The sequence below is a fragment of the Psychroserpens citreus genome (assembly GCF_055686305.1).
The window spans coordinates 817,672-843,843 of the sequence record NZ_CM145999.1 but is presented as its reverse complement, the minus strand read 5'-3'; the positions used below and the strand labels follow the sequence as shown (position 1 = coordinate 843,843).

Sequence of the window (26,172 nt, the reverse complement as noted above, 5' to 3'; positions counted from 1 at the left end):
TCATTAGCACGATTGTTGATGAAGTTTTTACTTATATGAAAAAACAGCTCCTTATTTTATGTCTATTCTTCGGAATATCTATTGCATTCGCTCAAACGAAAGTTAGCGGACATGTTTTTGATGAGAATGACGAACCCGTTGCTTTCGCTAATGTACTTTTTAAAGGGTCTACAGAAGGTACCATTACTAATGAAGATGGTCGATTTTATTTAGAGTCTGAAAATACTTGGGAAACACTAATCGTATCTTTTTTGGGATATGAACTAAAAGAAATTCCACTCGACAAGAAAGTCAATTACGATTTAAGGTTTGTACTTAAAGAAGAAGCCGGAGCACTTGATGAGGTTGTGATTGTTACAGGAAAACAATCTAAAAAAGCATCTGAAAACCCAGCTATTAGAATTCTTAAAAAGATTTGGGAGCGTAAGCGTCAAAATGGTTTGCGCCAGTTTAAACAATACCAATATGATAAGTACGAAAAAGTTGAATTTGATTTAAATACCATTGATAGTGCTCTTATTAAAAGCAAGCTGTTTAGAGGTATGGAGTTTGTATTCGAAGAGGTCGACACATCAAGTGTTACGGGTAAGACTTATTTGCCGATTTTCTTAAATGAAGCGGTAAGTAAAGTGTATGGAGATAATCTCCTGAAAGAAGAAAAGGAAGACCTTAAAGGGAATAAGAATTCTGGTTTCAGTAATAACCAAATTATCATTGATTTTATTGATGATCTCTATGCCGATTTCGATATTTATGATAATTACCTCAAGTTTTTTGACAAGAGTTTTGTAAGCCCCTTATCACGAACAGGAATTCAAACCTATAACTATGTACTCTCAGATAGTGCTTTTATTGATAACAAATGGTGCTACAATATCATATATTATCCGAGACGAAAAAATGAACTCACATTCAAAGGTGATTTTTGGGTAAATGATTCTACTTATGCGATTAAAGATATTAATCTACAAGCCTCAAAAAGTGCTAATATCAATTGGGTAAAAGAGATTTATATTGAGCAAGAGTTTGAAGTTTTAAATGATTCGTTGTTTTTGATTAAGCGCGATTATATGTTGTCTGATTTTGCGCTGAATAAAAAGGAAAAGTCACGTGGTGTTTATGGAAAGCGTACAACCTTGTATGATAATTATAAGTTCGATATTCCGAAGGACGAAAAGTTCTATGATGTTGAAGTGTATAATTATAATGAAGACGCTTATAATAGAGATGATGAGTTTTGGCAGCAAAACCGTATGGAATCTCTTAACAAAGACGAACGTGGTGTTTATAAAATGCTTGATACACTTAAAACGGTTAAAAAGTTTAAGCGACTCTATAATCTCGGGAGCATTTTAGCTTCAGGTTATATTGAGTTTCCTAGTATTAATTTTGATTATGGACCAATTTTCTCAACGTTTGGATCTAATGAAGTTGAAGGGATTCGATTGCGAACAGGAGGTAGAACCTATTTTGGACCTAATGACCTTTGGCGAGTAGAAGGATTTTTGGCTTACGGATTTAAAGATGACAAATTCAAGTATGGGATTTCTGGAAAATGGTTAATTGATAAAAAGAGACGGATTATCATTTCTGGTGGGAATCGTCGTGATGTAGAGCAAATAGGTGCAAATTTAACAGCTTCAACAGATGTTTTAGGGCGTAGTTTAGCTTCCTCTGCTGTTGTTGGAACAGCAGTTAATGATAAGTTGACAACGATCAATTTAACTACAATGGCTGTTGAAATAGAACCAACTCGAAACTTTGTTGTTCGAACTAGTGGCACCTATAAAACACTAGAATCGGCGTCACCTACATTTAGTTTAGATTATAATGATCCAAATTCACCTACGGGAATTTCTTCGGAAGTAAAACAATTTGAAACAGCTTTATCGCTATCCTATTTTCCAAAGCGAAAAATGACTGGGTTTGGGGTAGAACGTCGTGTTGCAAATGATGGTTTTGCAAGTTTATTTGCTCAAGTAACGCGAGGAGATCGTAACCTCTTTAATAGTGATTTTGATTATACTAAGGTGCAATTTTCTTACATTCAGCCATGGCAAGTTGGTGGTTTCGGACGATTAACCACTACAATTGAAGCGGGAAAAACATTTGGAGAAGTGCCTCTGGCTTTATTGAGTGTAGTTCCTGGTAATCAATCTTATTTTTCAATATATAATACCTTTCCGCAACTTGATTTTTATGAGTTTGTGACAGATACCTATACATCTTTGCATTTAGAGCATAATTTTAACGGGCGCATATTTTCACGAATTCCATTTCTGAAAAAATATAACCTTAGAGCTATTCTAGGTGTTAGAGGTGTTTGGGGAGATATATCAAGGGAGAATATTGCGTTAAACACCACTGGAAATCCAGTGGAAACACCTTTAATTGCACCAAGCGATGATATCTATTATGAGTACAGTTTTGGTGTAGGTAATATTTTTAAAATACTACGTATTGATTTTAACTTTAGAGGAAACTATCTCACTAACCCTGACGCTAGAGCTTTTGGTGTGACTGGAAGTTTTGGGTTTAGTTTTTAAAGTTATACAGAAGTCATCATTTAATCTTTTCTAAATAATTTAACTATTGTATTAAGTGCATGCATTTTTTATTGTTTCTAGTGCTTGCGGAAATGTACGTGTCATAAATTCAACATGTTCATCTAAGACATCTATTTCAACCAAGAGTGAATTGATATTTTTTTCTCCTGTAAGTGTATAAGTTTCTGTAGCTCCAGACCACTTTTTTACTTTGTCATCAATAGGTTGCTCTTTTCCTTCTATAACATTTCCAATATGCTTGAATTGTATAGTTTTATTAGGAATATGTTTTTCTATATTACTGCATATCCCACTTTTGTCAGGACCAAGAAAATGTACTATACTACCTTCTTTCCAATTTTTAGTTACAGCATAAGACCCTTCAAAGAAGACACCTGCCCAGTTGCGATACCCTTTGTCTGTCCAAAGTGCGTCCCAAATCTTGGTTTTTTCTGCATGGATAGTAATTGAAAATTTTAATCGGTTAAGCATTATTTTAATTGTTACTGTTTATAAGAACTAAGATATAACTTTGATACAAAATAAATAGAAATACCACATTTTTAGCAGAGTTCGATTGCTCAACTCAAACAATAACTTATCTTTGCAGCCCGAAATAAGAATCAAAACAAAATGACGAAAACAGGAAAGTTGACCTTTGACGTGCTAATTGAAATTCCAAAAGGAAGCCGTAATAAATATGAATATGATTTTGAACTCAATAAAATACGATTTGATCGTATGTTGTTTTCTTCAATGATGTACCCTGGAGATTATGGGTTTATTCCTGAAACTTTAGCGCTCGATGGTGATCCGTTAGATGTATTGGTTATGGGAACAGAACCAACATTTCCAATGTGTGTTATGGAAGTTAAACCGATTGGTGTTTTTCATATGGCAGATGAAAAAGGACCTGACGAAAAATTGATTTGTGTACCTGTTACTGATCCAATTTGGAACTCTTACACAGACATTACAGATTTGAATCCACACAGAAAAAAAGAAATTACGCATTTCTTTCAAGTGTATAAAGACTTAGAAAAGAAGAAAGTAGATGTAGGAGGTTGGGGAAATGCTGAAGAAGCTTATGAGATTCTAAACAAATGTATCGACAGATACGAAAATAGCGATCATAAAACAAAAGGCGATTTTACGATTTAGATCAATAAAAACTCTAAAATTACACCCTACGTTATTAAATACGTAGGGTTTTTTAGTTTTAATGGATTTCACTACTTTTGCCCAGCTAAATAACAAATCAAATAAAATTATAATATGGAGTCATTAATGATTTACATGCCAATAGCTTTGGCGCTTTTAGGATTAATTTACATGATTGTAAAGCAATCATGGGTTATGAAACAAGATGCTGGAGATGGTAAAATGAAAGAAATTTCAGATCATATCTACGAAGGTGCATTGGCATTTTTAAATGCTGAATATAGATTACTAGCTATTTTTGTAGTAATTGTGAGTATTTTACTTGCTATAGTATCTTTTGTTGTGCCAACAACGCACATTCTTATAGTAGTTGCTTTTATTTTTGGAGCTGTTTTTTCTGCTTTCGCTGGAAACATCGGAATGAAAATCGCTACGAAAACAAATGTTAGAACTACACAAGCTGCTCGTACAAGCTTACCAAATGCATTAAAAATCTCTTTTGGTGGAGGAACTGTAATGGGACTTGGAGTGGCTGGATTAGCTGTTTTAGGATTAACAGCGTTCTTTATATTTTTCTTCCACTTCTTTATGGGAGGTGAATGGACAAACACCATGGATATGACAGTTGTGTTAGAAACCTTAGCCGGATTCTCTTTAGGAGCAGAGTCTATTGCCTTATTCGCTAGAGTAGGTGGAGGTATTTATACAAAAGCAGCAGATGTTGGAGCCGATTTAGTGGGTAAAGTTGAAGCAGGTATTCCAGAAGATGATCCTCGTAACCCTGCAACAATTGCAGATAACGTAGGAGATAACGTAGGTGATGTAGCTGGAATGGGAGCTGATTTATTTGGGTCTTATGTTGCAACTGTATTGGCTGCTATGGTACTTGGAAATTATGTTATTAAAGATATGGGTGGTGCTATAACTGATGGTTTTGGTGGTATTGGCCCAATTTTATTGCCAATGGCAATTGCAGGTGCAGGTATTATTATTTCCATTATTGGTACCATGCTTGTAAAAATTAAAAGTAACGATGCCAAAGAAGCTCAAGTAATGGGAGCTTTAAATATTGGTAACTGGACATCTATTATTTTAGTTGCTGCGTCATGTTTCGGATTATGTATGTATATGTTACCTGAAACAATGAAAATGGAATTCTTCGGAGAAGGCTTACAAGAGATTTCTAGCATGCGTGTATTCTTTGCAACCTTAGTTGGATTATTCGTAGGTGCAGTGATTTCATCAGTAACAGAATTTTATACTGGATTAGGGAAACCTCCTATCTTAAAAATCGTTCAACAATCATCTACTGGAGCTGGTACTAACATTATTGCTGGTTTAGCAACTGGTATGATTTCTACATTCCCTTCAGTATTATTATTTGCTGGAGCAATTTGGGCATCATATGCATTTGCAGGATTCTATGGTGTAGCTTTAGCAGCTTCAGCAATGATGGCAACAACAGCAATGCAGTTAGCAATTGATGCTTTTGGACCTATTTCTGATAATGCTGGTGGTATTGCTGAAATGAGTGAACAAGAACCAATCGTTAGAGAGCGTACAGATATTTTAGATTCAGTTGGAAATACTACTGCAGCAACAGGTAAAGGATTTGCTATTGCATCTGCAGCATTAACATCATTAGCCTTATTTGCTGCCTATGTAACGTTTACTGGGATTGACGGAATTAATATTTTTAAAGCACCAGTACTAGCCATGTTATTTGTTGGTGGTATGGTGCCTGTAGTGTTTTCTGCATTAGCAATGAATGCGGTAGGAAAAGCAGCCATGGAAATGGTGCAAGAAGTACGTCGTCAGTTTAGAGATATTGCTGGGATTATGGAAGGTACTGGGAAACCAGAGTATGATAAATGTGTGGCAATTTCTACTAAAGCGTCTTTAAAAGAAATGATGTTACCTGGTTTATTAACTATCGGATTTCCATTAGCTATTGCATTTCTTCCAATGCTATTTGGTATGGATCATCAAGCGATCGCCGAAATGTTAGGTGGTTATATGGCTGGTGTGACTGTGTCAGGTGTATTATGGGCTATCTTCCAAAATAATGCAGGAGGCGCTTGGGATAATGCAAAAAAGTCTTTTGAAGCTGGTGTTGAGATAAATGGTGAAATGACTTATAAAGGCTCTGATGCGCACAAAGCTGCAGTTACTGGAGATACTGTAGGTGATCCTTTTAAAGATACTTCTGGACCTTCAATGAATATCTTAATTAAATTGACATGTTTGATAGGTTTGGTTATTGCTCCTATTTTAGGTGGGCATACAACTGAAGAAGGCTTAGCGAATGCGGAAATGGAAGTAGAAATGACTATGGACGCTAAAGATATTGCTCAAGCTACAATCACTTATACAACCATCGAAAATGGTGAAGAAGTAACTAAAGAAGAAACATTTTCTGGCACTGAAGCTGAAATTGAAGAAAAAATGAAAGCATTCGAAGTTTCAGCGACTAAGACTGAAGGAGAAGCAATTAAAGTGATTAAAAAAATGGAAGTGATCAAAGAATAACTACCATTTATACTCATATATAAAGCCATGCTATTTCCAATATAGTATGGCTTTTTTATTTTCAAGCTTTTCATTAAAATTGAATTAGTTATTAGTATCTTCGAAATTGAAAAAGAAAAACCAAGTCTTATGAAAAAAAAATTACTGCTATTAGGTGGGCTTTTGGCTACACTATTAATTTCTATCGTCCTTATTTACTCAGAAACATCAAATGACCAAAAACATGTCTCAAGCTTAAAATATCTTAAGCCTGAAAAGACAAGTAAAAAAACTATGGCTGAAAAAATGGAAGCCGTAGAAGATCGTGTTCAATTTGAATATGATATGCAAAAAAACCCGCTAACAGGTGTGATTCCTCTTGATGAAAAAGAAGAGGAGCTAACTATGGCACTTCAGGTTAAAGAAGAAATGTTAAGCATCCAATCCAGAAGTTTTGCTAGCCCTTATGTATCTAGAGGTCCTTCAAATTTAGGTGGGAGAACAAGAGCATTCGCTATAGACCTAAGTGATGCCACTGGAAATACCATGTTAGCTGGTGGAGTAAGTAGCGGACTTTTTAGAAGTACCGATGGAGGTGCTTCTTGGGTGAAGGTTTCTAGTAATGATGAAATTCATAATGTGACTGCAATCGCGCAAGATCCAAGAGATGGATTTCAAAATATATGGTATTACGGTACAGGAGAGTTGTCTGGAAATAGTGCCAGCGCCGTTGGAGCATTTTATTTAGGTCAAGGGATTTGGCGCTCAACAGATAATGGTGTTACGTGGGCCCAAATACCACAGACTAATACACCTTTCGAGTCATTTGATGGTCTGTTTGATATCATTAATTCATTAGTAGTGAGTCCAACAACTGGAGAGTTGTATGTAGCGGCTTATAGAGCAATTTTGAGATATGATGGAACTAATTTTAATACAGAACTTCAAAATACAGCTGGAAGTGGTTTTACAGATGTTAAAGTAACGACTACTGGAAGAGTATTTGCTGCAATGCCTGGTAATGGAGTGCCTAATAATGGTGTATTTACTTCAGAAACTGGAAATAGCGGTTATACCAATATTGCGCAAAATTCTAATCCTTTAGGATGGTCTTCAAATGGACGTATTGTGCTTGGAATTGCACCGTCTAATTCAAATATTGTGTATGCTTTATACAGAAATGGAAATGGAGGTATTGAAGCCGATTTATGGCGATATGACTTAAATGATGGTTCATGGATAGATTATTCAAGCAAACTGCCTGATGAACCTGGTGGAGATTTAGCTGGAAATGACCCATTTGCAATTCAAGGTGGATATGATCTTGAAGTTTCGGTAAAACCAGATGATCAAAATTTTGTAGTTATTGGAGGAACTAACGTTTATAGAATTAATAATATTATTACCGATGCCACATTTAACCGCATTGGCGGCTATATTAGTAACTTTAGTTATGGATTATATAATTTAGGAGGAGGCGATTCACATCATCCTGATATTCATGATCTTGTGTTTAGTCCTTTTAATAATAATATATTGTATTCTGGTACAGATGGAGGTGTTCATAGTGCTGATATTACAGCAGGTACAGTAGGTTGGACGAATCTAAATAACAATTATCAAACTTATCAGTATTATCATGTAGCTATGGATCCTCAAGCAGGTTCTGATTTGGTTATTGGAGGTGCTCAAGATAATGGAACAACTTTAGGTAGTGCCTCTCCACTTAGTGGTTTAGGAAGTTCTACTGAAATGCTCTCGATATTTGGAGGCGATGGAGTAGCTGTTGCTATTGGACGCACTGATACAGGTGAGAATTTAGATGATATTCAATTATACTTAGGAACTCAAAATGGTAATTTCTTTACTTTGAGAAATAATTCTTTTCAAAACATAAGGCCTTCTTCTACTACTGGAAATGGAAACAAAAGTATTTTTGTAACTTATTTTTATTTAGATACAGAAACCAATACGCTGTACTACATCAATGGAAATGATATCTATAGAGCTCTTGAGGCCTCAACTGTAGATCAGTTTTTGACTTGGGAAAATATCGGTCCATTAACTACAGGCGAAAATATTAGAAGTATGGCCTCAACAAGAGGGACATATTCGGCATCGAGTTATACGCTTATTGGAGGACAAAATGGTGGTGTGTTTAGACTTGATGATCCTAGAAACTTTACCTCTAATTCAGCTTCTGCAGTTAATATTACGCCTGCTGGTGCAACAGTAGGTGGAGGAACTATGGTGAGTGGTGTAGCAATTCATCCAACCAACCCAGATATCGCGATGGTAGTGTATTCTAACTACGGAATTGATAATATCTTTATAACTTCTGATGCAACTAGTGATGCACCTACTTGGGAATTAGTGGAAAGAAATCTAGCATCTTATTCTATTCGATCTGCTGCAATTGCAGAAGTAAATGGACAAATAGGATATTTTGTCGGAACAGCAAGAGGCTTGTATTCTAGTTTAGACCCTACAACTACCGATTGGCAATTAGAAAGTCCAAACGAAATAGGTTTAGCAGTAGTGAGTAGTTTAGTGTATAGGCCTTCAGATAATATTTTATTGGTTGGTACTCATGGTAATGGAATGTTTCAATCTGATTTAACAACTTTGGGTCTTGAAGAGACTACAATAAATGATACAGCTGTTAGATTGTATCCTAATCCAGCAACTGGCCCTGTTACCATTGCTTATAATGGCAAGCATACACTACAAAATATAAGTGTGATTGACCTTAATGGAAAAGTGCTTCGTAATCAATCTTTACAAGGAATTAATTCAGATATTCAAATAGATACTCAAGATTTATCTTCTGGAATATACTTTGTTAATCTTACTGCTGATACAGGAGCTATAATTGTTAAGAAGCTAATTATACGATAATACACAGGGTTAAAAAAATAAAAGCAGCCATATGAATTCTAAGTTAAATCTAGAAATTTGTGGCTGCTTTTTGTAGTAATAAAAAGGGTATTTATACCTATGTGTATTCAGGGCAATTCTTTTACTTTTATGATATATGAAAAGTAAATTAGATCCAACATATTTGCTTCAAACTATGACCTCCATAAAGGTTGTGAAATGTGCAATGCATCATGAAAGTGTGTTGATGGATGTTAACAATCAACCAATTTATAAAACCCAAGGCGCTTCAGTAGTGTTCAATCGTGTTAAACTTTGTAATGAAAGAGCTTCTCGTTTGGGTTGTGCGCATTCAGGAGTAAATTATAAGTTTGAAAATCTTCTTGAAAATCTTGTAATGGTCTATCCTAAAAAAAGAACCGTGATTTTAAATTTCAAAGAAAAATTCAAATCAATCATCACTGCCATTTATAAGTTAGATCACGATATGGGTCAATTAGAGCATGAACTAGCTGTAGAAAAAGTCAACAAGCGGTATAGATTAATAGATGAATTGTTAGTGACGAAAGATAAATTAAAATCTAATCATAGGTTACTAATGGAACAATTATCCGATCTAAAGTCTGAAATAGAAGTGTTTATAAAGTTGGAGATGAATTACAATGCTATATAGGTTTTTATGTTTTTCGATTTTAGTATCTTGAACCTCTAATGTATTCGATTAGTGTTCAAAAAAGACCCTTTACAAGTTATTACTTTTCAAAGCTACGGAACAGATACGCATTTCTACATGCGAGGTCGTGCCCTTGAGGACGAAACAATAGATTTAGAACAGAAAGGATTATTTGGTCTGTTTATTAATTCATGGAAACGTTTTGAGAGTGATGAAATCAAATATACTGAGCTAAAAATTACATTGCCAAATGGTACTGTTTTAAATACAATTACCGATGATCATGGCTATTTTAAACTTGATGAACAGGTTGAAGGTTTAAATGATTTAGCAAATGACGAAGGTTGGCTTAATTTTGAAGTGGCTTATAATGATGTTAATATTAATAGAAGTATTCAAAATTCTAATCGGTTTCCAGGTGAATTATTAATTCCCTGCTCTCAAGCTGAATTTGGAGTTATAAGCGATATTGATGATACGATCATTCATACCGGAGTAGTATCTACATTGAAGTGGAAAGTACTTATGAATAGTATTTTTAAGAGTGCTGCAAGTCGAATTCCTCTAGAAGGTGCAGCAGAATTCTATCATAAATTGCATCGTGGCAAATCTGGTGAAAATGCTAATCCTATTTTTTATGTGAGCCACAGTCCATGGAATTTATATCGTTATCTTGAGTTTTTCTTGAAACAAAATGCATTCCCAAAAGGCCCTATATTATTACGGAGTTTTAAGGATATTTTTAAAAAGAAATCTGGAGATCAACCTCAAAAGCATATTGAAATTGTCAATATTTTAAAAACGTATCCAAAGTTAAAATTTATTTTAATTGGTGATAGTGGTGAGCATGATGCCGATATATATATGGATGTTGCTAAGGCATTTCCATCTCAAGTGGCTGCTATTTATTTACGAAGTGTAAGTCATAAAAAGAAAATGCAACGCGTTAAAGCTTTGTTTGAAGGCTATAATCAAACCCCTGTGTTATTAGTTGAAAGTAGTGCGCAAGCTATTGAACATGCTAGACGCAATGGTTTTATAAAATGACCTGAAATTGCGTTAAGGATGGAGGTATTGTTGGAGCTCTCCAGAAATTTATTTCTGGAAGCGACTACCGAGAGCCTGACCAGCCGAAGTTTAAGCGTAGGTTGGTAACGCCCTAAAATAAACCATTTATTTGTGCATCAATTTTGTTTATGATACCACCTAAGTCTTCTGGGTTGGCCACAAAATCTAAATTATCAACATCAATAATTAATAGGTTGCCCTTGTTGTAGCCATGAATCCAAGCTTCATAACGTTCATTGAGGCGACTTAAATAATCTATACTAATAGAATTTTCGTAATCTCTACCTCTTTTATGGATTTGCGACACCAAATTAGGAATAGAACTACGTAAATAAATTAATAAATCAGGACCTTCAACAAAACTTTCCATTAAATCAAAAAGTGAGCGGTAATTTTCAAAATCGCGATTGGTCATTAATCCCATAGCGTGAAGGTTAGGTGCAAATATATGCGCATCTTCGTATATGGTTCTGTCCTGAATAATATCCTTTCCACTTTGACGAATTTGAGAGACTTGACGAAACCTACTATTTAAGAAATACACCTGAAGATTAAAGCTCCATCGTTCCATTTGATTATAAAAATCATCAAGATATGGATTGTCTACAACGTCTTCCAATTGAGGTTCCCATCTAAAGTGTTTTGCGAGTAACTTAGTAAGTGTGGTCTTTCCAGCGCCAATATTTCCTGCGACAGCAACGTGCATATCTATTCGATTTTTAGTTGGTATGAATGAAGTTTTTTCGAATCGTAAATATACAAGGTTTCATTGGTTAGTAAAAACTGATTTATTAACAATTTGGGAGTCGCAATTGGAATAATAGTATCGCTTTGTTTTGCTTTGTAAAATAGGTTAGTATTCGATTTCAGAATCATGTTTTCATCCTGTATTGCTATTGATGTAAAACCTTTGTTTTTAAGTTTTGAGACGAGGCTTCCGTAATAAGTGTATTGATACAAATAAGCTTTAGTAAGTATCCAGCATGAGTTGTAATCACTTTTTAAATCCAATACTTCGGATGGAATTGGAACTGTTGTTGCTCTTGTTCTATCAGTCTTATAATCATATAATTCTAATTGCTGTTGGTCTTGATTAAAAATCCAAAGCGTATTATCAAAACCTGTAGATACATGAGAAACATTTTTGTAAGGCTGGTTATTGTTGAAATCGATTTTGAAAATTTCAGCCAAACGATTATCCAGAATAATAACTGTATTAAAATCCTGATAAAACATATTTATTTTTAACGGATTGAATGCGTTAACTGTTGTTGGAAACCCTAATTGAACATTGCTGTAATTTATAGAAGACTTGTCTTTTGGTTTTTTATATAAAACAGGGCCTTTGGTATAATAGATGGTTTCAAAATTGTCTATCGCAATAATTTGATCTGCTTCAAGTTCAATAGCCTCTTTAGGAAGAAGCTCTATTGTGTTTTGGGCAATAAGGTTCGCGCTAAACAGTAAGAAAAGAAATCTTAATAATGTCATGTCTAAAATATAGAACTGAAAAATACAAAAATTGAGCCAGTATTAATTAAACTCATCATTAAGATTAAAAGTATAATTGTAAATAAAAATATAGAGTTGTTGCTGCAACTAGACCACTAATTTATATCCAAATCCTCTTACATTGATAATTTTAATGTGCTCATCGTTTTGGAGTTTTTTTCTGAGTTTTGTGATAAAAACGTCCATGCTACGTGCTGAGAAAAAATCGTCATTTCCCCATAATTTATTGAGTATAATGGAGCGGTCTAAAACTTGATTTTTATTGCTTATCAAATGAAATAATAAGTGCGCTTCTCTATGTGTGAGTTGTTGTGTGTGCGTGTCAAAATATAATAATTGCTTTGGAAAGTCGAAGGTGTATTTACCAATCTGAATCATCTCAGATGTTTTTTGAACTCTTGTTCTATTGAGTAGATTATTTATTCTAACAATGAGTTCTTCCATGCTGAATGGCTTTTTTAAATAGTCATTGCCTCCAATTGTAAAGCCTTCAACTACATCTTTAGTTTGTGATTTAGCAGTTAGAAATATAATTGGCACCGAATTATCAATAGCTCTAATATCTTTAGCTACAGTAAAACCATCTTTCTTTGGCATCATAACGTCAAGAACCAGTAATTCAGGATTTTGATTTTGGTACGTTTGTAAAGCGGTTTCGCCATTATCACATAACAATACGTGGAAATCTCTTGTTTCAAGACTTTCTTTTATGATTTGTCCTAAGGCTGGTTCGTCTTCAGCTAATAAAATCGTGGTTTTAGACATTTGGTATGGTAATGTTAAATGTGGTTAGTGAATTGCTGAGATCTAAAGAAATACCACCATTGTGCTTTTCAATAATTTTCTTGGTATAATATAAACCAATTCCAAAACCTTTGACATCATGAGTATTGCCTTTAGGTACGCGATAAAATTTTTCAAAAATTCGTTCTTTATGAGTTTTGGTAAGCGATCCTCCATTGTCTGAAATCACGATATTAATTACCGACCCCATCTTTGCTAAACGTACACTAATGTCTGATCCTCCATACTTGAAGGCATTATCAACAAGATTATTAATAGCATTTTCAAAATGAAATACATCAACTTTAGCATATACGTCTTGTTCAAGATTACATGTGATAGTTTTGTTGGAGTGCTGTAATTTGTGTTTTTCTGTGATGCTTGATATGACTTCAGAAATATTATAAGTGTCAATATTGAGCTCTAAATTATCACTATCTAGGCTTGCTGTTTCTAAAAGTTTTTCAACCATTGTATTTAATTTTGAAAGCTGGTTGCTTGACATATCTAAATACGTTTTGGTTTTGTCTTTGTCCTCAATAGCATTAAAATTCTGAATACTTTCTAAGGCCACACCAATAGTCGCTATGGGTGTTTTAAATTCATGAGTAATATTACTTATAAGGTCATTTTTAACTTCGGCTAATTGCTTTTGGTTCTTTATGATGCTTAGTAAATAAAATAGACAACTAATAACAGCTAATACAAGCAAAGTAGAAATGATAATTCCCCATATAATTCGTTTTAAAACAATCCATGTTGTATTTTGGTATTGAATGGCAAGTAGGCTATTTTTTGGAAGAAAACTAGACTGAGAAGACGTTCTTAATGTGAATTTATCAGCTGTAAATGATTTGTCAAAGCTTAAATGGTCGGTCCAGCTTATGGTATCACATTCAATTTTGTCATTATAAACAAGTTCGTACTCTAGATTGATGCCTTTACGATTTAAATCTAACAGAAGTAAACTATCTATTTTTGAAATATTTAATGAGTCATTAGAAATAGATATCACAACTTGCTTGGTCAACATTTCAAAACTGGAAATATCAACATTTAGACTGTCTTCAGAATTAAAATCTTTGATGAAAAATTTAAAATTTTGAGCCGACATGGGTTGTTTAGCCGAATCATTGTGATGTATTAGTGTATCAATACCATGACCTTTTAAAACAGTAACGCCTTCTAGAGATTGAATATCTAAAGAGTCTATATGTTTAAATGTGCTATTAGCTTTATCAATAGAGGCTGTGACTTGTTCTAGAATACCTCCTTCATCAAAAGCGCTATTATGGGTATTGTTATCAAACTTTAGAGCTAGTGTTGTTTCTTGAGCAAGATTTGCATAATAATCGTTGACAGCATCATCCAAACTGGCCTGTACATCATTAATAAGTTGTTGCTTGCTAGACTGGTAACTCTTATAATTCCAATAGGCCTGAATCCCTATTGTAGATAGAATAACAATGATAATAACATATAGTATGTATCTGTATTTCAAATCATTCATAAGTCAAAAGTAAATGTTAAAACCTTTAAAAACTAATCGGTTAACACACGTTAACACTGGTTAACTAAAATAGTAGATTCTGAAATTTACATTTGTAGTGTATTAATCATAAAACAACAGAAAAGTCATGAAATTAATTGTTAAACTAATCATTGTGTCAACATTATTAGTTGTTGCAAATGTAAGTGCTCAGGATTTCCAAGGAGAGGCGACCTATAAGTCAAAACGACAAATAGATATCAAATTGGATAGTACTCAAGTAGATACTGGAATGCATCAACAAATGATGGAAATGCTTAAAAAGCAATTTGAGAAAACTTATATTCTATCATTTAATAAAGAAGAATCTATCTACAAAGAGGAGGAAGCTCTTGCAGCGCCTCAGCCTCAAGGAATGCAAGTGTTTGTTGTAAGCACAGGAGGTGCAGATGTGCTTTATAAGAATATTAAAGAAAAACGCTTTACTAATCAAAATGAATCTTTCAGTAAATTATTCTTAATTAAAGATGAGTTAGTTGAACATGAATGGACCTTAGGGTCTGAAACTAAAAACATAGGGGATTATACGTGTTTTAAAGCGACCATGACACGCGAAATTGAAGATATTGAAAGTGGTATTAGTATCAATGGAGATAAAGATTTAAGTACTTCAGATGAAGCGCCTAAAATGAAAGAAATTACAATTACGGCATGGTATACACCACAAATTCCTGTGAGTGCTGGTCCTGGGAATTATCATGGACTTCCTGGGTTGATTTTGGAAGTGAATGACGGAAGTGAAACAGTAATCTGTAGTAAGATTGTTCTTAATCCTAAAAAGGCTTCTGAGCTCGTAGAACCTAAAAAAGGTAAAGTGATAACACAAGAGGCCTATGATAAAGTGATGGAAAAGAAAATGAAAGATATGGAAGAACGCATGCGTTCTAATAGACGAGATGGTGATGGTCAGAGCTTTGAAATTAGAATTGGAGGATAGAGTACTCTCGATTGTTTAAGAAAAGTTTAACGGTTCAAGATTTTACTTATCATATGTTTTGAAGTCTAATTAATTTGTAAAGCATTAACTTTACTCTAAAGACAAAGATTTCAAAATTATGAGACCATTTATAGCTAAGTTCTGTATTGTATTTGTGCTTTTTTTAAGCATGTCTATTTCAGCTCAAGACTTTCAAGGGCAAGCCATTTATCAAACCAAAACTACTGTCGATATGAGTAGTTGGGGAGGTAATAAAATGAGTGAGCAACAGAAGAAGATGATTGCTGAGCGTATGAAAAATATGCTAGAAAAAACCTATGTATTAAATTTTAATCGTAGTGAATCTACATATAAGGAAGAAGAAAAATTGGAAGCGCCAGGATCTGGAAATAATCCATTTAGAGGTATGATGAGCAGCTTTACAGGCGGACCTCAATACAAAAATGTAAAAGAAAGCTTATTGTTGCAAGAACAAGAATTTTTTGGAAAGTCTTTTTTAGTTCAAGATTCATTACCAAAACTAGAATGGAAGTTAGAAGGCGAAACAAAACAGATTGGGCAATACACTTGTTTTAAAGCCACAACAACAAAGAAAGTGGATGAAATGGACTTTATGAGTATGCGTCGAAAAAATAGAAACAAGGATAAAGATGAGGAAAAGAAAGACAGTGAAGAAGTTGTAGATTCAACTAAGTCTGATGATCCTTTCGATGAAGTAGAAGTGCCTAAGTTTATTATTGTAACGGCATGGTATACACCTCAAATACCAGTGAGTACTGGTCCTGGAGAATATCAGGGCTTGCCAGGATTAATTCTGGAAGTCAATGCAGACAGAACAGTAATGCTCTGTACCAAAGTGGTGATGAACCCTAAAGAACGAGATACAATAGAACGTCCAGAAAAAGGTGAAGTTGTGACTAGAAGTGAGTACAATCAAATCATGAAAGATAAAATTCAAGAAATGCGTGAGATGTATGGCGGGCGAGGTCGAGGACGCAGAAATTAAAAGACACATTAATCAAAAAATATCCATTTTCCGAAGCGGAAAGGAATAAAAAAAATCAGCCAAATGCGACATATTTTTTTAATCATGTTACTGTTCGTAACAAGCATAACTACTGCCCAAATTACGGTAAGAGGCGTTGTTAAAGATAGTATTGGAAATCCCTTAGAGCTTGCCAATGTTATAGCTATCAATAAAGAAACTAAAGCCATGGCGTCTTATGCTATTACCAATGATAAAGGGCAATTTAAGCTCGATTTAGAAAAGAATAAAACCTATAGTGTTCAGGTAAGCTATATCGGAATGAAGACGTTGTCTGAAGAGATTGTAACAAAAGAAGTCAATATTTCTAAAGATTATACACTCAAAGTTGATAACGCTTTAGCTGCTGTAGAATTAACTTATGAAATGCCAGTAACCATAAAAGGAGATACCTTGGTGTATAATGCCGATTCTTTTAAAGATGGAACCGAACGAAAATTGGAAGATGTTCTCAAAAAATTACCTGGTGTTGAGATTAATGAAGACGGACAAGTAGAAGTCGAAGGAAAAGTGGTCTCAAAAGTCATGGTTGACGGTAAAGATTTTTTTGATGGAGATTCTAAATTAGCCACAAAAAATATTCCATCTAATGCGGTCGATAAAGTTCAGGTACTGAAAAACTATGCTAACGTTGGGCAATTAAGTGGTGTCACCAATAATCAAGATAATATTGCCATTAATATCAAACTTAAAGAAGGGAAAAAGAACTTTTGGTTTGGAGATATTACAGCTGGAGGCGGTGTTGCTGATAGTGAAGGCTTATATGTCTTGCAACCTAAGTTGTTTTATTATAGTCCGAAATATAGTGTCAATCTCATTGGTGATTTAAACAATATTGGTGAAGTTGCATTTACAAGACGAGATTTCTTTAATTTTTCGGGCGGATTTAGAGCACCAAGTCGTCAGAGTGGTACAAACATTAATTTAGGAAATAATAACCTTGGTTTTTTAACACTTCAAAATAATCAAGCACAAAGCATAGAAACCAAATTTGGAGCAGCTAATTTTAGCTACTCGCCTAAAAAGACTTGGGATATTGGTGGCTTTGCCATTTTTACAAGTTCTAGAATCGGACTTCAAGAAAACCGTTCTGTGAGATATACCAATCCTGATTTAGGAATTCCAGATGAAGATACCGAAAGTAATACCGAGCAAAAAAGTGATTTGGCGCTTCTTAAATTAACCACTAAATACCAACCCAATAGTAATAACCAATTAGACTATTCGGTAATTGGTAGAACGTCTAAAGAATCTCAAGATCAACGATTTACATCGTCTGTTGTTGGTGATATTTTGCAGGATGAAGCCAATAGTCCGTTTAGTATTAATCAAGAATTGAACTACTATTACACGCTTAATGAAACTAATATATTTGCGCTCGAAGCCCAGCATTTAATTCAAGATGAAGATCCGTTTTATAATGCCTTATTAGATAATGATCCTACAAATAATGATAACGGATTTGATCCAAATGATAACCTTCCTGATGAAGATCCATTTGATAGTACAGCCGAAGCTTTAGGCTTTGATCGATCTTTAGATAATTATGATATTGTTCAAGACAAGCGTATTCGATCTAATCAACTTGATGCTAAACTCGATTATTGGAATGTCTTAAACAACAAGAGTAATATCAACTTTACGCTAGGAACGATTTTAAGTAGGCAAGATTTTAATAGTAATATCTTTCAATACTTAAATGATGGATCTGTATTTGATTCGGCTCCAAACTTTAATGATGGTATCGATACTAATGACACTAAATATAATTTTAGCGATCTGTATTTAGGTGTACATTATCGCTTAAAAAGTGGTATGTTTACGTTTACACCTGGATTTTCAACGCATGCATACAGCACAAAAAACACACAGTTTGGAACCGAGTTTAAAGACAATTTCTTTAGAGTGCTTCCCGATTTAAATGTGCGTATGGAACTTAAAAAGAGTGAGAATTTAAATCTTAATTATCGCATGCAAACTGAATTTACCGATGTTACCCAACTCGCTAGAGGATTGGTGATGAATAATTACGATTCTTATTTCTTTGGAAATCAGCAACTCCAAAATGGAACGTCTCACAATGTAAATCTCTCGTATTATAGTTTTAATATGTTTAATTATACCAATGTGTTTGCAAACCTAAGTTATAGTAAACGTATCGATCAGATTAGATCTTTAACCGATTTTGAAAGTATCATTAGAACGAGTTCGCCATTTAATTCAGGATTTGCCGATGAAACCTTCAATGCTTTTGGACGATTTCAACGTAACTTTAAAAAGATAAGAGCGACGTTAAGAGGTAATTTTACTTATTCTAAATTCAATCAGTTCATTCAAGGCGAACGCTCTGTAAATGAGAATTTCAGACAAAGTTATACCGCGCAATTACGTACCAATTTTAGAGAAGCACCAAATGTAGAAGTATCGTATACGCATTCTATAAACGATAACAATCAAGGTGGTCGAAACACTAAAATATTTACTAGTGCACCAACCATCGAGTTTGATGCTTACCTCTGGAAAGCTGTCACCTTTAGAACCGATTATACCTATACCAATACTAGAGATGAAGAACGTACGCTTAATAGTAATGACTTGTGGAATGCCTCATTGGCGTATCGAAAAGATAAAGATGCAAAATTCGAATACGAATTAAAAGCAACCAATTTGCTCAATACACAATCCAGATTTAATAACGGTCAAGGTGGATTTTCTGTAAGTACAACCGAGTATTTCATTCAACCTCGATTTATCACCTTTAGAGTCATTTATTCTTTATAATATTTTGGGTGTTACCTAAAGGTCAGGCTCTCAGCAGTCGCTTTTATATGTTGTCATTCCTCATTATGATGCGGAATGACAACATATAAAGAGCTCCACAATGCCCTCCATCCTTAACGCAGCACTAAGGCTACAAAATAGTGCTTCTGTTGTCATTTTGAGCGCAGTCGAAAAATCTCAATGATCTATAATATAGTACTTTAATAGTGTTTAGATTTCATTTTCATTCAGAATGATAATTTTCAAACAGCCTCTTGTTATTATCAGTTGTTTGAGATTTAGACTGTTAATGTTATAATAAAGCGATTAAATGTTGTTTAATAATTTATTAAATTTGTTAAACAAAACATCGACTATTCAGTATTATGAAATCATTGATCACAATATTAGGAATGCTATATTGTCTTGTAATAACAAGTCATGTAAACGCGCAAGATTTTCAAGGGCAAGCCATATATCTTACAAAATCTACTATGGATTTAGGACGATGGGGCGATCGTCTTACCGAAGCTCAAAAAAAGCAAGTTAAAGAACGCTTAAAAAACCGTTTAGAGAAAACCTATACTTTAGTCTTTAATAAAGAAGAATCGGTATTTAATGAAAATGACAAACTCGATGCCATTTCTGGAGCTACAGACTCTTGGGGAAAAAACTTCACGCCTGGTGAGCAATACAAAAATGTAAAGACCAATACGCAAATACAAGAACAAGAATTTTACGGTAAACGCTTTTTAGTGAAAGACAAACTCCAACCAATCACTTGGGTCATGGGTGAAGAATCAAAGCAAATAGGCAATTATATGTGCTTTAAAGCTACAGCATCTATTCCTTCAGATGAATTATCGTGGTATAATTTTTCATGGGATAAACTCAGACGTCAAAAGCCAGCAGAAACCACAGAAGGAGACACAGTAGAAGCACCAGACATTCCAATGACCCAAGTCGAGGCTTGGTACACACCACAAATTCCAGTGGGTCATGGCCCTTCAGAATATTGGGGATTACCAGGATTAATTTTAGAAGTGAGTGCAGGTAATACAACTATGCTTTGTTCTAAATTAGTGATTAACCCAGAAGACAAAATAGAGATTAAAGCACCCAACAAGGGGCAAGACATTACAAAGCAAGCCTATCAAGAAACCATTGTAGAAAAAATGAAAGAGTTTCGACAAAACCGAATGGGCGGCAGAAGCCGTCGATAATTGCTGAATATTAATAATTCACAATGTAGCCTTCCTCTAATAGGGAAGGCTTTTTTTGCTGCGTTTAACGTGTACTTGTATGGTTGGTGGTAGATTGCGTGAGTTTTTATTTTCTGACCAAGATGAAGTATGAGCGGTTAACACCAAAAAAAAAACCCATAACAAGCTGTTATGAGGTTTTTAGATATATGTTATTATGAGTTTAATCTATTCCAAACGCAGCTTTTACTTGGTCTACATGGTCTAATTTTTCCCAAGTAAACAACTCTACATCTAAAGTAACAGGGTTGCCATTAGGTTGCTCAAAGGTTTTACTTACCGTTTCCGCTTGGCGTCCCATATGTCCGTAAGCCGCCGTTTCGCTATACATCGGTTGGCGTAATTTTAAACGCGTTTCAATCGCTGCTGGTCGCATATCAAAAATAGTTGCAATTTTTTCAGCAATTTCACCATCGGTTAAATTAAATGGGCAAGTACCATAAGTATCTACAAAAATAGAGGTTGGTTCTACCACACCAATAGCATAACTTACTTGTACTAAAATTTCATCACACACACCTGCGGCAACCATATTTTTTGCAATATGTCGCGTGGCATAAGCGGCACTTCGGTCTACTTTACTTGGGTCTTTTCCTGAGAATGCACCACCACCATGAGCGCCTTTTCCGCCGTAAGTATCTACAATAATTTTACGTCCTGTAAGTCCAGTATCACCATGTGGGCCTCCAATTACAAACTTTCCTGTTGGGTTAATATGGTAGGTGATATCGTCATTAAATAACACCTGAATGTGTTCAGGTAGTTTAGCAACAACTCTTGGGATTAATATCTCTATGATATCTTTTCTAATTTTAGCGAGCATGGCGTCGTCGGCATCAAAATCATCGTGCTGCGTCGATACAACAATCGCATCAATACGTTGTGGGATGTTATCATCGCTATATTCAATAGTCACCTGACTTTTAGAATCTGGTCGTAAATAGGTGATATCTGAATTCTCGCGACGTAAATCGGCAAGCTCTTTTAAAATACGATGCGATAAATCGAGCGCTAAAGGCATATAGTTTTCAGTTTCACGTGTGGCATAACCAAACATCATCCCTTGATCTCCTGCACCTTGCTCTTCTTTACTGTCTCTATCTACGCCACGATTAATGTCTTCAGATTGCTCATGAATTGCAGAAAACACACCGCAAGAATTACCATCAAACATATATTCGCTTTTGGTATATCCAATCTTATTAATGGTGTCACGTGCAATCTTTTGCACATCTAAATAGGTGTTTGATTTCACCTCACCTGCAAGTACGACTTGTCCTGTAGTTACTAAAGTTTCACATGCTACTTTCGACTCTTTGTCAAAGGCTAAAAAATGATCTATTAATGCATCACTAATTTGATCTGCTACTTTGTCTGGATGTCCTTCAGAGACGCTTTCCGAAGTGAATAAATATCCCATATAATCCCTTTAAATATTATTGTGTTTTGAAAAATAAGTTGAGATTGCTGAGTCGCTAGAGAAGTTGAAAACTAACTGCTTTAGCATTTTTTTATGAGGTTGCAATCAGAACAAATTTTTCCTCGTTTTTAATCGGTAGTAAAAGTACAGATATATTTGATATTAGAAAAGAATGTCTCATAATTTAGGAATATAGCGTCATTAGGAAGTAGGTGTTAAAACGTAATAATTTTGATTATTATGATGCGATATTGAGTATTTGATGAAAAATTTTCGGTTTAATTACGATTATGTTAATTATTTAGAAAAATTTTCTATTTCATTTGGATGTGAAAATTTAATTTTGCAATATTTGTGCTCACAAAGTTCAATAACTTACTGAAATGTTATCAAGAAAGGTGGAGAGATTAGACTCGCAGAAGCCTTAGCAACCCTTTGAATTTATCAATGAAGGTGCTACATTCTACTAAGTGTTTCGATTCATTTATCGAAAACTGGATAGATAACCCAAACGTAATTACTCATCTGTAATGACGTATTTCTTTTTAACATTTTTCTATTAGGTATGCTTCTTATGAAGCTTATTTGACTTTTGGTTTTAATCGTGCTTTTACAAAAGCACTTAGTATTAACTCAAAAAAATTAGAAAAATGAGTACACAAAAATTCGCAACGAAAGCGTTGCATGCAGGACACGACGTTAGTCAAACAGGAGGAACAAGAGCTGTTCCAATTTACCAATCTACAGCTTATGTTTTTGATGATTCAGATGATGCCGCAGGGCGTTTCAATTTATCGGTTCCAGGATTTATCTACACACGTTTAAATAATCCAACCAATGATATTTTAGAGCAACGTATTGCAGCTTTAGAAGGTGGAATTGCTGCAGTAGCTACGGCTTCAGGAACCGCAGCCATCTCAACAACATTATTAACCTTACTAAAAGCTGGTGATCATATAGTAGCGTCTAATAGTTTATATGGTGGTACTTATAATCTACTAAGTGTCACACTACCTAGACATGGTATTACTACAACATTTGTTGATCCCTCAGATCCAGAAAATTTTGAAAACGCCGCACAGGAAAATACTAGAGCATTCTTTGTGGAGTCTTTAGGGAATCCAAAACTAGATGTGTTGGATATTGAAGCGATTTCTAAGCAAGCCAAAGCTCATAAAGTGCCATTTATTGTTGATAATACAGTTGCAACACCATATTTACTCAACCCAATTGAGTATGGTGCCAACATTGTGATACATTCCTTAACAAAATATATCAATGGTAATGGGACCTCACTTGGAGGAATTATTATAGATGCAGGAACGTTTGACTGGACCAATGGGAAATTCCCAGAATTTACCGAACCATCTCCAGGCTATCATGGATTAGTCTATAGCGAAGCTATTGGTGCTGCTGCCTTTATTGCTAAAATAAGAATAGAAGGTCTGCGTGATTATGGAGGTGCATTGAGTCCGTTTAATGCGTTTCAAATTATTCAAGGTTTAGAAACCTTAGAACTTCGTATCAAAAAACATAGTCAGAATGCTTTAGAGTTAGCAAAGTGGTTGCAAGAACAGCCTGAAGTAAATTGGGTAAACTATCCAGGGCTTGAAACGAGCAAATACAAGGATCTGGCGAGAAAATATTTACCAGATGGCCAAAGTGGTATTGTCACTTTTGGAGTTGAAGGCGGATATGAATCGGCTAAAACTATTGCAGATACGACTAAGCTATTCTCATTATTAGCAAATATCGGAGATACAAAATCTTTAATCATTCATCCAGCGAGTACAACCCATCAGCAATTAAGTGACGAAGCTCAAGAAACTACTGGTGTTACCAAAGATTTGATTCGATTGTCTGTCGGTATCGAAAATGTAGAAGATCTCAAAGCCGATTTAAAAGAAGCTTTCACTGTCGTTAAAAAAACAGTATTAGCATAATCTATTAGTTAGTGTTCAATAGATGCTGCGTGTTGTCTTTGTGCGTGGCATCTATTACTAAAAATATTAAAATGGCGGCATTACAATATATATTCATTTCAAATTTTGAATTGCCTTCGGGAGTATTTCAAGATATTAAATTATCTTATCAGCTTTTTGGTCAACCTTTAGGTGAAGCACCAATTGTGATGGTAAATCATGCCTTAACGGGTAATTCTAATGTCTGCGGAAATGAGGGTTGGTGGAACGATTTGATAGGTGAGAATAAATGTATCGATACGGCACGTTATACAATTTTAGCATTTAATATTCCTGGCAACGGATTTGATGCAGTTGAATCTCATCTCATTGAAAATTATAAAGACTTTACAGCAAGAACCATTGCCGAATTATTTGCAATTGGTCTAAAGCAATTACAAATCAATAAATTGTTTGCAGTGATAGGTGGTTCTGTTGGTGGAGGAATTGCGTGGGAGCTAGCAGCTCTTGAGCCTAGATTAATTGAACATTTGATTCCTGTGGCTAGTGATTGGAAATCTACAGATTGGCTCATTGCCAATTGTCACATTCAAGATGCTATTTTAAATCACTCAAAAGCGCCTTTAGCAGATGCTAGAATGCATGCTATGACCTTGTATAGAACACCAGAATCTTTTACAAATAAGTTTGGTCGTTCTGAAGTGTCTAAAGCGCGTTTTAATGTAGAAAGCTGGTTAGATTATCATGGTAAAGCATTGAATAAACGCTTTAATTTACCGGCATATAAGTTAATGAATCAAATTTTAAAAACAATTGATATTACTAAAGAACGAGGCACATTTAATGAAGTGACTCGTAACATTAAATCCAGTATACATATCGTGACAATTCCTAGTGATCTCTTTTTTAAATCTGAAGAGAATTGGGATACCTATGTAGATTTAAAACTTATCAAAGATAATGTCAGTATTTCTGAAATTAAATCCATTCATGGACATGATGCCTTTTTAATAGAATACGAACAACTGAATAAAATTTTAAAACCCATTTTTCAAACCAAAAACCCAGTTACAAATGAAGCAGATACACTTAGTCGTATTCGGAATAGGTAAAGTTGGAAGTACATTGATTGGTCAAATTAATGCAGCAAAAGAACGACTTAAAACACATGATGGGATTGATTTAAAAATTCCAATTATTGCTAACTCCAGATTAGTGTTTTTTGAAGATGAATCACTAACAAATACATGGGAAACTAATTTTGAAATCGCTTCAGTGCCTTATCAAATTGAGGATATTCTCAGTTATATTAAAAAAAAAGACTTCGATAATTTAATTGCAGTAGATGCTACAGCTAGTAAAGATTTTGTCAAACAATACAAGGCACTTATCCAACATGGTTGCCATGTGGTTTCAGCAAATAAAATTGCCAATACTTTAGATTTTGATTTTTATAAAGACTTAAGGGCTTACCTAAAAACATACAACAAGAAGTTTTTATACGAAACTAATGTTGGTGCTGGTTTGCCTGTTATTGAAACCGTGAAAAATATCTTTAATTCTGGAGATCGTGTTAAAAAAATAAGAGGCGTGTTTTCAGGATCTTTAAGCTATGTATTCAATACCTTTTCTTCTCATGATGAACCTTTTTCTAAAGTAATTTTAGAAGCAGAGCGCTTGGGATTAACTGAGCCTGATGCTCGAGAGGATCTATCGGGTAATGACGTTGCAAGAAAACTCTTGATCTTAGCTAGAGAGTTAGACTTAAACGTTGAGTACAATGATGTTAGTATAGAATCTTTAGTGCCTGAGCAACTGAATGGAAAAACTACAGTACATCAATTTAAATCAAGAATTAAGGAACTTGATCGTCCGTTTCGTGAACGTAAACAATGCTTAACTAATAATAATGTACTACGTTATATAGGCGAGTTAGATGTTGAAAGCAAATCTTTGGAAGTTAAGCTCATTTCCGAAGTACAGCATTCACCACTAGGGCAATTACAAGGGTCTGACTCTATTTTCGAAATTTTTACAACATCATATGGAGAACAACCTTTAGTTATTCAAGGTGCTGGAGCAGGAAAAGAAGTAACAGCTAGAGGCTTACTGTCTGATATTATTAAACTAGCTAATCAATTAAATTAAG

At 34.5% G+C, this 26,172-nt stretch carries 19 protein-coding genes and 1 riboswitch; of the genes, 13 read left to right on the top strand and 6 right to left on the bottom strand.

Features of this window, described 5'->3' with window-relative positions; genetic code table 11:
• Nucleotides 1-35 precede the first annotated feature (35 nt).
• Nucleotides 36-2,546: a DUF5686 and carboxypeptidase-like regulatory domain-containing protein gene (locus ACTU6T_RS03855; protein WP_460219944.1), complete on the top strand. Its 2,511-nt coding sequence runs from the start codon at nucleotides 36-38 to the stop codon at nucleotides 2,544-2,546.
• Between the two features lie 51 nt (nucleotides 2,547-2,597).
• On the opposite strand, the gene ACTU6T_RS03850 is transcribed toward ACTU6T_RS03855, so the two are convergent.
• Nucleotides 2,598-3,038 carry a hypothetical protein gene (locus ACTU6T_RS03850; protein ID WP_460219943.1) on the bottom strand — a complete coding sequence of 147 codons (441 nt, stop codon included), beginning with the start codon at nucleotides 3,036-3,038 and terminating at the stop codon, nucleotides 2,598-2,600.
• Nucleotides 3,039-3,179: 141 nt separating this feature from the next.
• Here ACTU6T_RS03850 and ACTU6T_RS03845 point away from each other — a divergent pair, with 141 nt between their 5' ends.
• From ACTU6T_RS03845 to ACTU6T_RS03825, 5 genes are all read left to right on the top strand, one after another.
• Nucleotides 3,180-3,707, top strand: a complete 528-nt coding sequence (locus ACTU6T_RS03845; protein WP_460219942.1) for an inorganic diphosphatase — start codon at nucleotides 3,180-3,182, stop codon at nucleotides 3,705-3,707.
• 114 nt (nucleotides 3,708-3,821) lie between these two features.
• Entirely contained in the window at nucleotides 3,822-6,236 is a 2,415-nt protein-coding gene (locus tag ACTU6T_RS03840; RefSeq protein ID WP_460219941.1) for a sodium-translocating pyrophosphatase, read from the top strand.
• Between the two features lie 129 nt (nucleotides 6,237-6,365).
• Nucleotides 6,366-9,113: a T9SS type A sorting domain-containing protein gene (locus ACTU6T_RS03835; RefSeq protein ID WP_460219940.1), complete on the top strand. Its 2,748-nt coding sequence runs from the start codon at nucleotides 6,366-6,368 to the stop codon at nucleotides 9,111-9,113.
• A 136-nt stretch (nucleotides 9,114-9,249) separates the two neighbouring features.
• Nucleotides 9,250-9,765 (top strand): hypothetical protein, encoded by a 516-nt coding sequence (locus ACTU6T_RS03830; RefSeq protein ID WP_460219939.1) that lies wholly within the window; start codon nucleotides 9,250-9,252, stop codon nucleotides 9,763-9,765.
• 51 nt (nucleotides 9,766-9,816) lie between these two features.
• Nucleotides 9,817-10,812, top strand: coding sequence for an App1 family protein (locus ACTU6T_RS03825; protein ID WP_460219938.1), 996 nt, complete (start codon nucleotides 9,817-9,819; stop codon nucleotides 10,810-10,812).
• Nucleotides 10,813-10,924: 112 nt separating this feature from the next.
• Here the strand turns inward: ACTU6T_RS03825 and ACTU6T_RS03820 are convergent, their stop codons facing one another.
• From ACTU6T_RS03820 to ACTU6T_RS03805, 4 genes are all read right to left on the bottom strand, one after another.
• Nucleotides 10,925-11,539, bottom strand: coding sequence for a deoxynucleoside kinase (locus tag ACTU6T_RS03820; RefSeq protein ID WP_204346931.1), 615 nt, complete (start codon nucleotides 11,537-11,539; stop codon nucleotides 10,925-10,927).
• A 2-nt stretch (nucleotides 11,540-11,541) separates the two neighbouring features.
• Nucleotides 11,542-12,324 (bottom strand): hypothetical protein, encoded by a 783-nt coding sequence (locus tag ACTU6T_RS03815; protein WP_460219937.1) that lies wholly within the window; start codon nucleotides 12,322-12,324, stop codon nucleotides 11,542-11,544.
• 108 nt (nucleotides 12,325-12,432) lie between these two features.
• The gene (locus ACTU6T_RS03810) at nucleotides 12,433-13,110 is read right to left on the bottom strand and encodes a response regulator transcription factor (protein WP_460219936.1); all 678 of its coding nucleotides are present in this window, start codon (nucleotides 13,108-13,110) and stop codon (nucleotides 12,433-12,435) included.
• Nucleotides 13,103-14,638 carry a sensor histidine kinase gene (locus ACTU6T_RS03805; RefSeq protein ID WP_460219935.1) on the bottom strand — a complete coding sequence of 512 codons (1,536 nt, stop codon included), beginning with the start codon at nucleotides 14,636-14,638 and terminating at the stop codon, nucleotides 13,103-13,105. The genes ACTU6T_RS03810 and ACTU6T_RS03805 overlap by 8 nt, the downstream gene beginning before the upstream one ends.
• Nucleotides 14,639-14,765: 127 nt before the next feature.
• Between ACTU6T_RS03805 and ACTU6T_RS03800 the strand changes: the two genes are divergently transcribed.
• The 4 genes from ACTU6T_RS03800 to ACTU6T_RS03785 all read left to right on the top strand — a co-directional run bounded on the left by ACTU6T_RS03800 (nucleotide 14,766) and on the right by ACTU6T_RS03785 (nucleotide 20,642).
• Complete coding sequence (locus ACTU6T_RS03800) at nucleotides 14,766-15,614, top strand: GLPGLI family protein (protein ID WP_460219934.1); 849 nt, start codon at nucleotides 14,766-14,768, stop codon at nucleotides 15,612-15,614.
• 118 nt (nucleotides 15,615-15,732) lie between these two features.
• Nucleotides 15,733-16,620: a GLPGLI family protein gene (locus tag ACTU6T_RS03795; RefSeq protein WP_460219933.1), complete on the top strand. Its 888-nt coding sequence runs from the start codon at nucleotides 15,733-15,735 to the stop codon at nucleotides 16,618-16,620.
• 63 nt (nucleotides 16,621-16,683) lie between these two features.
• Nucleotides 16,684-19,440: a carboxypeptidase regulatory-like domain-containing protein gene (locus ACTU6T_RS03790; protein ID WP_460219932.1), complete on the top strand. Its 2,757-nt coding sequence runs from the start codon at nucleotides 16,684-16,686 to the stop codon at nucleotides 19,438-19,440.
• A gap of 365 nt (nucleotides 19,441-19,805) precedes the next feature.
• A complete protein-coding gene (locus tag ACTU6T_RS03785; RefSeq protein WP_460219931.1) occupies nucleotides 19,806-20,642 on the top strand; it encodes a GLPGLI family protein in 837 nt (278 codons plus the stop codon).
• Between the two features lie 202 nt (nucleotides 20,643-20,844).
• On the opposite strand, the gene metK is transcribed toward ACTU6T_RS03785, so the two are convergent.
• Nucleotides 20,845-22,101: a methionine adenosyltransferase gene (metK, locus tag ACTU6T_RS03780; RefSeq protein ID WP_460219930.1), complete on the bottom strand. Its 1,257-nt coding sequence runs from the start codon at nucleotides 22,099-22,101 to the stop codon at nucleotides 20,845-20,847.
• A 383-nt stretch (nucleotides 22,102-22,484) separates the two neighbouring features.
• Nucleotides 22,485-22,610: riboswitch (SAM riboswitch) on the top strand.
• A gap of 141 nt (nucleotides 22,611-22,751) precedes the next feature.
• Between metK and ACTU6T_RS03775 the strand changes: the two genes are divergently transcribed.
• From ACTU6T_RS03775 to ACTU6T_RS03765, 3 genes are all read left to right on the top strand, one after another.
• Nucleotides 22,752-24,044: an O-acetylhomoserine aminocarboxypropyltransferase/cysteine synthase family protein gene (locus ACTU6T_RS03775; RefSeq protein WP_460219929.1), complete on the top strand. Its 1,293-nt coding sequence runs from the start codon at nucleotides 22,752-22,754 to the stop codon at nucleotides 24,042-24,044.
• Nucleotides 24,045-24,115: 71 nt separating this feature from the next.
• Nucleotides 24,116-25,135 (top strand): alpha/beta fold hydrolase, encoded by a 1,020-nt coding sequence (locus ACTU6T_RS03770; RefSeq protein ID WP_460219928.1) that lies wholly within the window; start codon nucleotides 24,116-24,118, stop codon nucleotides 25,133-25,135.
• Nucleotides 25,098-26,171: a homoserine dehydrogenase family protein gene (locus ACTU6T_RS03765; RefSeq protein ID WP_460219927.1), complete on the top strand. Its 1,074-nt coding sequence runs from the start codon at nucleotides 25,098-25,100 to the stop codon at nucleotides 26,169-26,171. Before ACTU6T_RS03770 ends, ACTU6T_RS03765 begins: the two co-directional genes overlap by 38 nt.
• Nucleotide 26,172: the final 1 nt, after the last annotated feature.

Coding starts and splice junctions, on each gene's coding strand:
- ACTU6T_RS03830 (WP_460219939.1), top strand. CDS start 9,250: ATGAAAAGTAAATTAGATCCAACATATTTGCTTCAAACTATGACCTCC.
- ACTU6T_RS03845 (WP_460219942.1), top strand. CDS start 3,180: ATGACGAAAACAGGAAAGTTGACCTTTGACGTGCTAATTGAAATTCCA.
- ACTU6T_RS03835 (WP_460219940.1), top strand. CDS start 6,366: ATGAAAAAAAAATTACTGCTATTAGGTGGGCTTTTGGCTACACTATTA.
- ACTU6T_RS03810 (WP_460219936.1), bottom strand. CDS start 13,110: ATGTCTAAAACCACGATTTTATTAGCTGAAGACGAACCAGCCTTAGGA.
- ACTU6T_RS03815 (WP_460219937.1), bottom strand. CDS start 12,324: ATGACATTATTAAGATTTCTTTTCTTACTGTTTAGCGCGAACCTTATT.
- ACTU6T_RS03820 (WP_204346931.1), bottom strand. CDS start 11,539: ATGCACGTTGCTGTCGCAGGAAATATTGGCGCTGGAAAGACCACACTT.
- metK (WP_460219930.1), bottom strand. CDS start 22,101: ATGGGATATTTATTCACTTCGGAAAGCGTCTCTGAAGGACATCCAGAC.
- ACTU6T_RS03790 (WP_460219932.1), top strand. CDS start 16,684: ATGCGACATATTTTTTTAATCATGTTACTGTTCGTAACAAGCATAACT.
- ACTU6T_RS03850 (WP_460219943.1), bottom strand. CDS start 3,038: ATGCTTAACCGATTAAAATTTTCAATTACTATCCATGCAGAAAAAACC.
- ACTU6T_RS03765 (WP_460219927.1), top strand. CDS start 25,098: ATGAAGCAGATACACTTAGTCGTATTCGGAATAGGTAAAGTTGGAAGT.
- ACTU6T_RS03770 (WP_460219928.1), top strand. CDS start 24,116: ATGGCGGCATTACAATATATATTCATTTCAAATTTTGAATTGCCTTCG.
- ACTU6T_RS03800 (WP_460219934.1), top strand. CDS start 14,766: ATGAAATTAATTGTTAAACTAATCATTGTGTCAACATTATTAGTTGTT.
- ACTU6T_RS03805 (WP_460219935.1), bottom strand. CDS start 14,638: ATGAATGATTTGAAATACAGATACATACTATATGTTATTATCATTGTT.
- ACTU6T_RS03795 (WP_460219933.1), top strand. CDS start 15,733: ATGAGACCATTTATAGCTAAGTTCTGTATTGTATTTGTGCTTTTTTTA.
- ACTU6T_RS03855 (WP_460219944.1), top strand. CDS start 36: ATGAAAAAACAGCTCCTTATTTTATGTCTATTCTTCGGAATATCTATT.
- ACTU6T_RS03785 (WP_460219931.1), top strand. CDS start 19,806: ATGAAATCATTGATCACAATATTAGGAATGCTATATTGTCTTGTAATA.
- ACTU6T_RS03775 (WP_460219929.1), top strand. CDS start 22,752: ATGAGTACACAAAAATTCGCAACGAAAGCGTTGCATGCAGGACACGAC.
- ACTU6T_RS03840 (WP_460219941.1), top strand. CDS start 3,822: ATGGAGTCATTAATGATTTACATGCCAATAGCTTTGGCGCTTTTAGGA.